Genomic DNA, 12,274 nt, shown 5'->3' on the forward strand with positions numbered 1-12,274 from the left:
TCAGCGGATGTAGGAGATCTCCACCGGCACGGTGCCCCGCTTGAGCATGCCGAGCGCCTTGGCGGCCCGCTTGGAGAGATCGATGATGCGACCCTTGGCATAGGGCCCGCGATCATTGATCAGCACCTCGACCTCGCGGCCGTTGTCCTCGCGAGTCACCGTGACCCGGGTGCCGAACGGCAGGGTCGGATGGGCGGCCGTAAGCGCCTGCTGGTCGAAGGGCTCGCCACTCGCCGTGGTGCGGCCCTGGAAGCGGTCGCTGTAGTAGGACGCCACCCCCTGCTGGGTCTTGGCCTCGGTCTCGTGGGCCTGCCCCGTGCCGGCGCAGCCGGCCATCAGCCACCCCGCCACGCAGCAAGTCAGAATCAGTCGGGAGCGAATCCCCATGCGGTCACCTCATGACATACCGTGTTGCGCCGACACCCGCATCCAGCGATCAGGCACCATGGTCGAGGGTCGGCGGCGAAGGGTGCTTGCCCTCCAGCCACCCCGAGCTGTTGGCCCGTGCCTGGTCGAACCAGGCCAGCCGATCGTGCAGAGTCACGACACCGCCGACGACGATCAGCGTCGGCGGTCGGATAGTAACCACTTCGCCTGCCGGCGGCAACTGCTCCAGGGTGCCGACGTGCACCCGCTGGCGTGCCGTGGTGCCCTGCTCGATCAGCGCCACGGGGGTGTCCGGCGCCAGGCCGTGACGGCAGAGCTGCTCGCCGATCAGCTCAAGGCTCCCCAGCCCCATGTAGAACACCAGGGTCTGGCCGGGGCCGGCCAGCGTCGGCCAGTCCAGGTCGCTGCTGCCGTTGCGGAGGTGACCGGTGACGAAGCGCACCGACTGGGCGTGATCGCGGTGCGTCAGCGGGATGCCGGCATAGGCCGCACAGCCTGATGCCGCGGTGATGCCGGGCACCACCTCCACCATGATGCCCGCCTCGACCAGGGTCTCGAGCTCCTCTCCGCCGCGACCGAAGATGAAGGGATCGCCGCCCTTGAGGCGGACCACCCGCTTGCCCGCCCGTGCCCAGTCGACCAGGGCCTGATTGATGCCGTCCTGGGGCACGCTGTGCCGCGAACGCTCCTTGCCGACGTAGAGGCGATGGGCCTCGGGCCCCGCCAGGGCCAGGATCTCATCGCTGACCAGTCGGTCATGGAGGATCACCTCGGCGGCCTGGAGACGCCGCCACGCCTTGAGGGTCAACAGTTCCGGATCTCCCGGGCCGGCCCCGACCAGGCTCACACAGCCCGGCGGGAAGGCCGAGCCCGCCGGCATCCCCGTCGCCGCCTCGTCTCGCCCCATCGCACGCTCGGAACCGGTCTGCATATTCCAATAACCTTAGTAATCATTAATGATTTATGCATTATGGTAATTAACGTGCCACTCGGATACCACGACTCCCTTGGCACAAGCCTATAACCGATGGTTTCAGCATCGAGAGCCCAGCGCGCATGCTCAAGGGCCGGGGTGCAAGACCGGTGGGATTCACTTCCCTCGACCGAAACGACATCGCCCCCGCGGGGCGGGGGCGATGTCGACGCGTTTGATAAGGCCGGCTCAGGAGCAGAGCGTTCGCCGCAGGCGGGGGCTTACGAGTTCGCCGAGCAGGGTAACCGCCACCAGGATCGCCAGCAGCCAGGGCCAGTGCAGGCCGAATTCGACGCGGGTGATGCCCAGGGCATCGACGAAGATCATCAGGATCCCAAGCGGGCTGACGTAGCGCACCATGAACAACCAGAGCGCATGCCAGCCAGGCGACAGGCCGAGCTCTTCCCGGAAAGACTCACTCTTCAACACGAACCCGGCCAGCATCACCATGCCCAGACCGCCGAGCGGCATCATCCAGCGCGAGGTCAGGTAATCGAGCCAGTCGAAGAAGTGCTTGCCGTAAAGGGTCCAGTCGGCGCCGACGTTGAAGGAGAGCATCGCCAGGGTGCTGACCAGCCACAGCACCAGGCCGGTGCCCCAGGAGGCGCTGCGCCGCGAGAGTCCCTTGTTATCACACAGCCACGAGACGGTGGCCTCGACCATGGAGATCGATGAGGTCAGCGCGGCCATGGAGAGCATCACGAAGAAAAGGATGCCGAACAGGGTGCCCATGGGGATGGCCTGGAAGGCCAGCGGCAGGCTCATGAAGATGAGCCCCGGGCCGCTGCTCGGGCTCATGCCATTGGCGAAGATCACCGGGAAGATCGCCAGCCCCGCCATCAGCGCTACCACGGTATCGGCCAGCGCCACGGAGAGCGTGGTACGCGCGATCGAGGTGGTCGCGGGCAGGTAACTGCCATAGGTGAGGATGGCCCCGGAGGCCAGCGACAGGGTAAAGAAGGCATGGCCCAGCGCGGCCAGCATCCCCTCGCTGGAGAGGCGGCCGGCGTCGAAGGAGAACAGGAAGTCGACCGCCGCCGGGAAGCCGCCGGAGAACACGCCATAGCCGATCAGCAGCAGCAGCATCAGCACCATGCCGGGCATCATCCAGCTGACGCTCTTCTCGATGCCGGCCTGCACGCCCTTGCCGACGATCACCATGGTCGCCACGGTGACCAGGGTGCTCCAGAACCCGAGGTTCAGGGGGCTTGCGTTGTTGGCCCCGAAGATCGCCGCCATCTCGTCGACGCTGGAGCCGGCGAGGCCGCCGCTCAGCATCTTCCAGAGGTAGGCGAAGGACCAGCCCGCCACCACCACATAGAACGACAGGATCAGAAAGCCACACAGCATGGCCATCCAGCCGAGCAGCGACCAGGCCGAGCCGCGGCCCGACTCGGCGATGACGCGGCGCAGGGCGTCGACCGGACTGCCTCGGCCACGACGCCCCAGGGCGATCTCGGTCATCATCACCGGCACCCCGACGGCCAGGATGCAGGCCAGATAGACCAGCACGAAGGCGCCGCCGCCGAACTCGCCGGTGATGTAGGGAAACTTCCAGATGTTGCCCAGGCCTACGGCGGATCCGGTCGCCGCCAGGATGAAGCCCCAGCGGCCGAGCCACTGGGTTCGGGGTTGCGCGTTGGTTGTCATATCACACCAGGGGTCACGGAGATTTTTCCGACACCGCGAGGCATCGCCAGCAAGCGGCTATTGTGACGGATTTTATCGTGATTGGGCAGACGCACCGCCGATTGCGCTGCCCAACTCCCCCAGGGCCTTGCGAAGATGCGCTGCCGATGGCACTTCACATCAGCGCCGGGCCGCCAGCCTCGACCGCGACGGCATTCCGGCAAGAACTGTGTGTACCACGCCTGAAGCCCCACGGTTCAGGCAGGCTGGTCTATGCTGGTGGGCAGCAGGGGGGTTTGGCACACAATGCCGCGCTCGTCAGCCTGTCAACCGGTACGTGCCCGGGAGGACACCATGACCAGTGACACCCGCATCGGACCGATCACCCTGCCCGACACCCGGGCCAGACGCGTCGTCGAACGCCTGCTGGAAGGGTCCGGCGTAACGCTCAACGGTGATGCTCCTCAGGATATCCGCGTGCTGCACCCAGACGTCTTCTCTAGAATCCTTCATCAAGGCACGCTGGGACTCGGCGAGACCTACATGGAGGGCTGGTGGGAGTGCGATCGCATCGATCAGATGGCCACCCGAATGCTGCTGCATGGCCTCGGGCAGCATGCCAGCACGCCATCGGAAAAGCTCATCTACCGTCTGCAGTCGGGATTTCGCAACCTGCAGAGCAAGACGCGCGCCTATATGGTCGGCGAGGTGCACTACGACCTGGGCAATGATCTCTTCGAGCGCATGCTCGACGAGACCATGTGCTACTCCTGCGGCTACTGGAAGGAAGCGGACGACCTCGCCACCGCCCAGCGGGCCAAACTCGAACTGGCGTGTCAGAAGCTCGATCTGAAGCCGGGCATGACAGTCCTCGATATCGGCTGCGGCTGGGGCAGTTTCGCCGAGCATGCGGCCCGACACCACGGCGTGGAGGTCACCGGCATCACCATCTCTAAAGAGCAGGCGGCCCTGGCTCGAGAGCGCTGCGCCGATCTGCCGGTGGAGATACTGCTGCAGGATTACCGCGACCTCGACGGCCTCTTCGACCGGATCGTCTCCATCGGCATGTTCGAGCATGTGGGGCACCGCAATTACGACACCTATTTCGAGACCATCCCACGCCTGATGCCGGCGGACGGCCTCTTCCTCCTGCATACCATCGGCTCCAACCACTCCCAGATATCGGCGGATCCCTGGATTCATCGCTACATCTTCCCCAACGGGACCCTGCCCTCGGCCATGCACATCGCTCGCGCCAGCGAGGATCATTTGATGATGGAGGACTGGCAGAACTTCGGCCCGGACTATGACCGAACGCTGATGGCCTGGCTGGCCAACGTCGACGCTCACTGGCACGAGATCGCCCCGCGCTACAACGAGCGCACGCGCCGGATGTTCCGCTACTACCTGTCGGTCTGTGCCGGCGCCTTCCGCGCCCGCCACCTTCAGCTCTGGCAGGTGGTCTTCTCTCGCGGCCGGGCCCAGCGGTACGACGCACCGCGCTGATGAAGGGGCGCGCCGTCATGGCCTGGACCGGTCGCGTAGTACATTAACTAAGCCTTATTGTCGGCGATCGCCTACACCTGAAGAAGGATAGGCAGTATCATTGCGAGGCGGCATAATGCCGGTCGTCATATAGCGACGCGCCCCGAGAGAGCGCACGACAGCCCCCCAGCCACTCGCTGGGCAGGACGATAACGACACTCGCTGTGCGCAGCAGGGATACAAGGACACCCGCATGCCCTCCAACGATGTCCTGCCGGGTAAAACCCTCTCAATACCCCAGTGGCGACTCGACTTGAACGAGCAGCTGCCCGGCGTGATCTTCCAGCTGCATCGCACACCGGATGGTCATCTGCACTTTCCCTATCTGGCCGGCAGCGGAGCGGGGCTCGATGGCCTCGACAGGCGCGACCTGGCACACAATGCCCAACCCGCTCTGGATAGACTGGCCGAGCCAGACCACCCGCGTCTGATGGCCATCATCGAACGCTCGGCCCGTTCGGACACTCCCATCGCCACCACCTTCCGACTGCGTTTGACCGATAAGCGCATGCGCTGGATCGCCGTGCGCGCCCAGCCTCGCCGCGTCGAAAGCGGCACCCTCTGGGTCGGCCTGATGATCGACATCACCGAGCAGATGATCGAGGAGGACCGCCTGCGCCGGCTATCGGACACCGACGACCTCACCGGCCTGGCCAACCGACGCAAGCTGATGACGCGTCTCGAAGAAGAGATCTCGCTGAGCAACCGCCATGGCCTCCCGCTGTCGCTGATGATGCTGGATCTCGACCACTTCAAGTCGATCAACGACACCTGGGGCCACCTGCAAGGCGACCAGGTGCTGCGCGAGCTCGCCAACCTCTGCCAGGGCATCCTGCGCGAGGAGGACCTGATGGCCCGGCTCGGCGGCGAGGAGTTCGCGGTACTGCTTCCCCTGACGCCAGAATCACACTCCTACCAGCTAGCGGAGCGCCTGCGCGAGCGGATCTCCGCCCACAATTTCGGCGTCGGCCAAGGCCACATCACCGTCAGTATCGGTATCACCGCACACCGCGTCGGCGATTCCCGCGAGATCCTCATGCAGCGCGTCGACGAGCGCCTCTATGCCGCCAAGCACGGCGGGCGCAACCGGGTGATGGCCGGCGCCTAGCCGGATTCTGGAAAGAGGCTCATCCCACCTTGGGGTGCTATTAACCAGGAAAGAACATGAGTCGCCTTTCTGGGGGAGCGACGGTTCGGCGGACGCGAGTCGCCCGGGGCCGTTATACTGGACGGATTCCCAGTGAACCTCCAACGCCTCGGCAGGGAGAGCCCCATGATCCAGCAGACGCTCGCACAGGTCTTCGGCTACGACGACTTCCGCCCCGGCCAGCAGCCGGTCATCGAGGCGGTCGTGGCCGGCCGCTCGGCGGCGGCCATCTTCCCTACCGGCTCCGGCAAGTCACTCTGCTATCAGCTGCCCGCCCTGCACCTCCCACACCTGACGCTGGTGATCTCGCCCCTGCTGGCCCTGATGCAGGATCAGCTGGCGTTCCTGGCGCGCCACGACATTGCCGCCGCCAGCCTCGATTCCAGTCAGAGCCGCGAGGAGGCGGCGGCGGTGATGGAGGGCGTCAAGCGCGGCGACATTCGCATCCTGATGGTCTCGGTCGAGCGCCTCAAGAACGAGCGCTTCCGGGCCTTCATCCGCCGCGTACCGATCTCGCTGATGGTGGTGGACGAGGCCCACTGCATCTCCGAATGGGGCCATAACTTCCGGCCGGACTACCTCAAGCTGCCCGCCTATCGCCGGGAGTTCGGCATTGCCCAGGTGCTGCTGCTCACCGCCACGGCCACGCCTCGGGTCATCGACGACATGCGCAGCCGCTTCGACATCGCGCCACAGGACGTCACCGGCACCGGCTTCTATCGCGCCAACCTCGACCTCGCGGTCTCCCCGGTGCCCGCCGAACAGCGCCCGCGCCGGCTGGTGGAGTGGCTGCGGCCAAAATTCACGCCGGGCCCACCCGAGCCCACCATCGTCTACGTCACCCTGCAGCAGACCGCCGAGCGCCTGGCCGCCTATCTCCAGAAGGCCGGCCTTCCGGCGGCCGCCTACCACGCCGGGCTCGACGCCGAGCGACGCGACGCCATCCAGCGGGACTTCATGGCGGGGCATACGCCCTGCATCGTCGCCACCATCGCCTTCGGCATGGGCATCGACAAGGCCGACATCCGCAACGTGGTGCACTTCGACCTGCCGAAGTCCATCGAGAACTACAGCCAGGAGATCGGCCGTGCCGGCCGGGATGGCCTGCCCTCGAGCTGTCTGATGCTGGCCGGTCGCGATCACCTCGAGGTGCTGGAGAACTTCGTCTACGGCGATACACCGGAGCATCACGGCATTCGTCGCGTGATCGATACCCTGCAGGCCACCGGCAAAGAGTGGGAACTGATGCTCAACGCCCTCTCGCGGCACAGCAATATCCGTCCTCTGCCGCTCAAGACCCTGCTCGTGCAGCTCGAGCTGCGCGGCATCATTGCCCCGCGCTACAGCTACTTCGCCGATTACCGCTTCCGCCTGACGGATGAGCCGGAAGCGCTGGTGGCTCGCTTCCAGGACGAACGGCGCGCCTTCGTCCAGGCGATTCTCGACGCCTCGTCCCGGGCTCGCACCTGGTACACCCTGGACTTTGCCGCCCTCGAGGCGCTAGGTGCCGAGCGCGGGCTCGATACTCGGCGCGGGCGCGTCATCACCGCCCTGGAGTACTTCGTCGAGAAGGGCTGGATGACGCTGGAGAGCAAGCAGATGACCGAGGTCTACGAGGTACTCGCCTGGGAGGCCGACCCGGCCGCGCTCACCGATGACCTCTCCCGCTATTTCCGCGACAAGGAGGGCGCGGAGATCGAGCGGCTAGAGGCCATGCTGGCGCTCTTCGAGAGCGACGGCTGCCTCAGCCGGCGCCTGGCCGACTGGTTCGGCGACGCCCGGGCGCCCGAGCGCTGCGGCCACTGCTCGGCCTGCCGAGGCCTGGTGGCGCACCTGCCCACCGCCGCGAAGGCGGCGCCTCCGGCATCCCAGGACCTCGATGCGCTGTGCGCCCCCTTCCTCGAGCGACTCGGCGAGGCCGGTGAGGGTCACCCGGCCACGCCGGATCTTCTGACGCGCTTTCTCTGCGGCATCACCGCCCCGCTCTTCACACCGCTGAAGGCGCGCCAGCTGCGGGGCTTCGCCGCCCTCGAAGGGCTTCCCTATGGCGAGGTGCGTGAGCGGGTCGCCGAACGCCTGCCCTAGATGGCGACGCCCTCTCCTGCTCGCTGAGCGAGGCGTCGCGGGGCGCGAGAGGCGTTGCCTAGGCATTGTCTAGGGAGCGTCGGCTTGACGACCCGACGCTACTGCACGACCTTTTTCGCCAGGAGATCGACGTGATGCATCACGCCGAGACTGTTCCTTTCGACGATCAGGAGAAGACCATGAGCCAGCTTTCCGAACAGCCCTGCGAGGCGTGCCAAAAGGACGCTCCCCGCGTGACCCAGGCCGAGATCGAGCAGTTCGGGGCCGAGATCCCCGAGTGGCAGATCGTCGAGCGCGATGGCATCATGAGGCTAGAGCGGAGCTTCACGTTCCGCGACTTCCAGCAGGCCCTCGACTTCACCAACCGCGTCGGCGTGATCGCCGAAGAGGTCGGACACCATCCGGCTCTCTTGACCGAATGGGGCAAGGTCACCGTGACCTGGTGGTCGCACGAGATAAAGGGTCTGCACAAGAACGATTTCATTCTTGCCGCCAGAACTGACGAGGTAGCGACATAAATGTTCGAGAAAATTGAGCGGGTTCCCGGGGATGCCATCCTCGGTCTGATCGAGGCCTTCAAGAAGGACACCAATCCCCAGAAGGTCGATCTCGGCGTGGGCGTCTACAAGGACGACCAGGGCAACACCCCGGTCATGCGCGCCGTGAAGGAAGCCGAGGCCCTGCTGCTCAAGAACGAGACCACCAAGACCTACATCGGCTCGCACGGCGCACCGGCGTACGGCCAGGCCGTGCTGCCCATGGTGCTGGGCGAGGGCTCACCGGTGCTCGAGGCCGGTCGCGCCAGCGCCACCCAGTCCCCCGGCGGTACCGGCGCCCTGCGCCTGGCGGCGGACTTCATCGCCAAGCAGCTGCCCGGCAAGGACGTCTGGGTCAGCGATCCGACCTGGCCAAACCACCTGGGCATCTTCCCGGCCGCCGGCCTGACGCTGCACAAGTATCCCTACGTCGATGCCGAGAACCGGCTGGATTTCGACGGCATGCTCGGCGCCCTCAAGCAGATTCCGGAAGGCGACGTGGTGCTGCTGCACGCCTGCTGCCACAACCCCACCGGCTTCGACCTGTCCCAGGCCCAGTGGCAGCAAGTGCTGGAGGTGGTCCGTGAGCGCAACCTGCTGCCGCTGATCGACTTCGCCTACCAGGGCTTCGGCGCGGGGCTGGACGAGGACGCCTACGGGGTGCGCCTGCTGGCCGAGAACCTCGATGAGGTGATCATCACCAGCTCCTGCTCCAAGAACTTCGGCATCTACTGCGAGCGCACCGGCTGCCTGATCCTGGTGGCCAAGAACGCCGAGCAGATGGAGAACGTCCGCTCCCAGGTGGCCATCGTTGCCCGCGAAAACTACTCCAACCCGCCGGCCCATGGCGGCGCCATCGTCAGCGAGATCCTGCACTCGGCCGAGCTTGCCACCGTCTGGCGCGAAGAACTCACCGAGATGCGCGATCGCATCAATACGCTGCGTCGCGACTTCGTCGAGGCCCTCAAGCCATATGGCCTGGACCAGAAGTATGCCTGCGTCGCCGAACAGCGCGGCATGTTCTCCTACACCGGCTTGACGCCCGATCAGGTCGATCGCCTGCGTGACGAATTCGGGATCTACATGGTGCGTTCCGGCCGCGCCAACGTGGCCGGCTTCTCGCACGAGAACCTGCCCTACCTGGCCAAGGCGATCGCCGCGGTCAACTGATCTCGTCAGCCCCCCAACCGATAACGCCCGGGCCGATGGCTCGGGCGTTATACATTACGGCGATGACGATCACGCCGCGTAGCGGGAGACCCCCAGGCCACTGGGATCGATGGCCGGTGCACGGCCATCGACCAGGTCGGCCAGCAGCTGGGCGCTGCCGCAGCTCATGGTCCAGCCCAGGGTGCCATGCCCGGTGTTGAGCCACAGGTTATCAACAGAGGTAGCGCCGATGATCGGCGTGGAGTCCGGGGTCATGGGCCGCAGGCCGGTCCAGAACTCGGCTCGGCCCACGTCGCCCCCCTCGGGGAAAACGTCGCGCACCACCATGGCGATGGTCGCCCGGCGTTTCTCCAGCAGGCTCAGGTCGAAGGAGGCCAGCTCCGCGGTACCGCCCACCCGAATACGATCATCGAAGCGCGAGATCGCCACCTTGAAGGTCTCGTCCATCACCGTGGACTGGGGAGCGCCCCCGTCGTCGGTGACCGGCACGGTCAGGCTGTAGCCCTTCACCGGATAGATCGGCAGCCGAATCCCCATGTCCTTGACCAGGAACGGCGAGTAGCTGCCCAGACAGACCACGTAGGCATCGGCGGTCAGCTCACCCTCGCTGGTCACCACGCTCTCGATCGCTCCGGCGCTGCGCTTGAGGCGCTGGATCTCGACGTTGAAGCGAAACTCGACGCCCAGCCGCTCGCGGCAGTAATCCGCCAGCCGGTTGGTGAAGAGGTAACAGTCGCCGGTCTGATCATCGGGCAGGTGCAGCCCGCCGACGAACTTGCCCGGCACCCGGCCAAGCGCCGGCTCGACGCCTTCGATCTCATCGGCATTGAGCAGCTGGTGGCGCACGCCGCACTGCTCCAGGACCCGCATGTCCTTGGCCACGGCCTCCACCTGGCTCTCATGGCGAAACAGCTGCATCAGGCCGCGCTGGCGATCCTCGTAGCGGATCCCGGTCTCGTCACGCAGGGCATTGATACAGGCCCGGCTATGCTCGGCCACGCGCACCATGCGCTCCTTGTTGACCATGTAGCGCTCGGGATCGCAGTTGCCCAGCATCTGCATCATGAAGCGCGCCATGCTCGGGTCCATCTTGGGCTGGATCTTGAGCGGCGCATGCTCCTGGAACATCCACTTGACGGCCTTCTGGGGAATTCCTGGGGCCGCCCAGGGCGAGGAGAAGCCGAAGGAGACCTGGCCGGCGTTGCCGTAGCTGGTTTCCAGCGCCGGCGAGGGCTGGCGATCGACCACCGTGACCTCGTGGCCCTGCCGAGCCAGGTAATAGGCGCTGGTGACGCCGACGACGCCGCTGCCGAGAATCAGTACCTTCATGCGCTTGCCCTTCTGCCGGGTGATGAGATCAACGAGCCCAGCAGTATAGGGATAACTTTCCAGAGAATTCGCCCAAAATAACCCCTAAAAATAAAATGGAAAAATATTTTTTGACTCGATAACGAAGCAATATTCTCTATATTCCATAATTTTTAGAATATTTCTCTACGATGCGCTAGACGGCTGTCGGCGCGGGCTGGCGAGGATCCGTCTGAGCACCTGCCAGGCCGCCAGGCCCGCCAGCAGGTTGCCGATCGCCGCCCCCATCGCCAGGCCCATCAGCTCACCGAGCCACGCACCGAGCCAGAGACACGGCAGGTAGAAGACGAACAGCCGAGCCCCCGACATCAGCATGGCACGCAGCGGCCAGCCCAGGGCATTACCGGCGGAAACCACGATCATGCAGACTCCCAGCGCCGCGTAGCTCGGCAGCAGGAAGCGAATCAGGATCGCCAGGTCGCCCTGCACCTCGGGATTACCGGACAGCGCGAGGGCGAGCCATGGCGATGCCATCGCCATGATCACGCCCAGCGACAGCTGCCAGAGCACCACCACTCTGAGCGCTAGGCGCATCAGCCGATGCACCTGCTCCCAGTCCCCCGCCCCGTAACAGCGTCCGAGCCAGGGCGGCAGCGACATCGTCATGGCCAGCACCACCATCAGCGAGAGGGTCTCCAGGCGACTGGCCAAGCCCCAGGCCGCCACCTGGGGCTCGCCGAGGGAGGCCACCACCGAGATCGCCAGCATCGCCGCCAGGGGCGGCATCAGCTGGCTGATCATCGCCGGGCCGGCGATACCGACGAAGGGCATCAGCGAACGCTGCATCTCCCCGGCCAGCCCCTCGAGCGCGAGCCACGGCTTGTCACGCAGGCGCTGGGCCAGCAGCAGCAGGCCGATGGCAAAGGCGATCGTGGTTGCCCAGGCGGCGCCGGGCAGGCCGAGCCCCTTCCAGGGCCCGACGCCGAAGATCAGCAGCGGGTCGAGCACCAGGTTCAAAAGGCTCGTGATCACCATCATCTTGCCCGGCAGCCAGGTGTCACCGTGGGCCCGGAACAGGCTGTAACCGAAGTAGAGCACCGCCCCGAGCCAGGCCGCCAGCAGCTGCGGGGCCCAGTAGTCGCGAATCAGCGCGCGCGTCGCCTCGTCGGCGCCCAGCAGGCCGAACAGCGGCGTCTGGATGGCCCACAGCAGCAGTACGAGCAGCGCGATGGTCACGGTGCCGACCACCAGCACCAGGCTGCCCAGACGGCGGGCTCGCGCCGCTTCCCGCGCGCCCAGGGCACGCGAGATCAGCGCCGCGATGGCGATGCCCATGCCCACCTGAATGCCGATGACCAAAAAGGACAGCGGGAAGGTGAAGGACTGGGCGGCGAGCGGCGCCGTGCCCAGGCGGGCGATGAAGGCGCTATCCACCAGCTGAAAGCCGAGCAGCGCCAGCACGCCGATCGCCATGGGCCAGGTCTGGCGCCACAG

Annotated in this window: 10 protein-coding genes; 5 read left to right on the forward strand and 5 right to left on the reverse strand. The window is 65.9% G+C overall.

From position 1 onward, the window contains the following. The 3 genes from RSO68_RS02935 to RSO68_RS02945 all read right to left on the reverse strand — a co-directional run bounded on the left by RSO68_RS02935 (position 1) and on the right by RSO68_RS02945 (position 3,010). Entirely contained in the window at positions 1-387 is a 387-nt protein-coding gene (locus RSO68_RS02935) for a septal ring lytic transglycosylase RlpA family protein (RefSeq protein ID WP_315585380.1), read from the reverse strand. 49 nt (positions 388-436) lie between these two features. Beyond that, the gene (cobA, locus tag RSO68_RS02940; protein WP_390882384.1) at positions 437-1,294 is read right to left on the reverse strand and encodes a uroporphyrinogen-III C-methyltransferase; all 858 of its coding nucleotides are present in this window, start codon (positions 1,292-1,294) and stop codon (positions 437-439) included. Positions 1,295-1,549: 255 nt separating this feature from the next. Further along, on the reverse strand, positions 1,550-3,010 hold the full coding sequence (locus tag RSO68_RS02945) for a sodium-dependent transporter (RefSeq protein ID WP_089851596.1): 1,461 nt from the start codon (positions 3,008-3,010) through the stop codon (positions 1,550-1,552). Between the two features lie 333 nt (positions 3,011-3,343). Here RSO68_RS02945 and cfa point away from each other — a divergent pair, with 333 nt between their 5' ends. From cfa to RSO68_RS02970, 5 genes are all read left to right on the forward strand, one after another. Further along, entirely contained in the window at positions 3,344-4,495 is a 1,152-nt protein-coding gene (gene cfa, locus RSO68_RS02950) for a cyclopropane fatty acyl phospholipid synthase (protein WP_315585381.1), read from the forward strand. A gap of 232 nt (positions 4,496-4,727) precedes the next feature. Further along, the gene (locus RSO68_RS02955; RefSeq protein WP_089851600.1) at positions 4,728-5,642 is read left to right on the forward strand and encodes a GGDEF domain-containing protein; all 915 of its coding nucleotides are present in this window, start codon (positions 4,728-4,730) and stop codon (positions 5,640-5,642) included. Positions 5,643-5,807: 165 nt separating this feature from the next. Next, positions 5,808-7,766 (forward strand): RecQ family ATP-dependent DNA helicase, encoded by a 1,959-nt coding sequence (locus RSO68_RS02960; protein WP_315585382.1) that lies wholly within the window; start codon positions 5,808-5,810, stop codon positions 7,764-7,766. A 179-nt stretch (positions 7,767-7,945) separates the two neighbouring features. Next, entirely contained in the window at positions 7,946-8,284 is a 339-nt protein-coding gene (locus tag RSO68_RS02965) for a 4a-hydroxytetrahydrobiopterin dehydratase (protein ID WP_315585738.1), read from the forward strand. Then, positions 8,285-9,472: an amino acid aminotransferase gene (locus RSO68_RS02970; RefSeq protein WP_089851604.1), complete on the forward strand. Its 1,188-nt coding sequence runs from the start codon at positions 8,285-8,287 to the stop codon at positions 9,470-9,472. A gap of 69 nt (positions 9,473-9,541) precedes the next feature. On the opposite strand, the gene RSO68_RS02975 is transcribed toward RSO68_RS02970, so the two are convergent. Beyond that, complete coding sequence (locus RSO68_RS02975; protein ID WP_315585383.1) at positions 9,542-10,801, reverse strand: D-amino acid dehydrogenase; 1,260 nt, start codon at positions 10,799-10,801, stop codon at positions 9,542-9,544. A gap of 165 nt (positions 10,802-10,966) precedes the next feature. Beyond that, positions 10,967-12,253 (reverse strand): MATE family efflux transporter, encoded by a 1,287-nt coding sequence (locus tag RSO68_RS02980; protein WP_315585739.1) that lies wholly within the window; start codon positions 12,251-12,253, stop codon positions 10,967-10,969. Positions 12,254-12,274: the final 21 nt, after the last annotated feature.

This window comes from Halomonas saccharevitans (assembly GCF_032333995.1).
Classification (GTDB): Bacteria; Pseudomonadota; Gammaproteobacteria; order Pseudomonadales; family Halomonadaceae; genus Halomonas; species Halomonas saccharevitans.

Bases quoted from the DNA above. Each gene is read 5' to 3' on its own strand.
- RSO68_RS02935 (WP_315585380.1), bottom strand. From the start codon at position 387: ATGGGGATTCGCTCCCGACTGATTCTGACTTGCTGCGTGGCGGGGTGG.
- cobA (WP_390882384.1), bottom strand. From the start codon at position 1,294: ATGGGGCGAGACGAGGCGGCGACGGGGATGCCGGCGGGCTCGGCCTTC.
- RSO68_RS02945 (WP_089851596.1), bottom strand. From the start codon at position 3,010: ATGACAACCAACGCGCAACCCCGAACCCAGTGGCTCGGCCGCTGGGGC.
- cfa (WP_315585381.1), top strand. From the start codon at position 3,344: ATGACCAGTGACACCCGCATCGGACCGATCACCCTGCCCGACACCCGG.
- RSO68_RS02955 (WP_089851600.1), top strand. From the start codon at position 4,728: ATGCCCTCCAACGATGTCCTGCCGGGTAAAACCCTCTCAATACCCCAG.
- RSO68_RS02960 (WP_315585382.1), top strand. From the start codon at position 5,808: ATGATCCAGCAGACGCTCGCACAGGTCTTCGGCTACGACGACTTCCGC.
- RSO68_RS02965 (WP_315585738.1), top strand. From the start codon at position 7,946: ATGAGCCAGCTTTCCGAACAGCCCTGCGAGGCGTGCCAAAAGGACGCT.
- RSO68_RS02970 (WP_089851604.1), top strand. From the start codon at position 8,285: ATGTTCGAGAAAATTGAGCGGGTTCCCGGGGATGCCATCCTCGGTCTG.
- RSO68_RS02975 (WP_315585383.1), bottom strand. From the start codon at position 10,801: ATGAAGGTACTGATTCTCGGCAGCGGCGTCGTCGGCGTCACCAGCGCC.
- RSO68_RS02980 (WP_315585739.1), bottom strand. From the start codon at position 12,253: ATGGCGATCGGCGTGCTGGCGCTGCTCGGCTTTCAGCTGGTGGATAGC.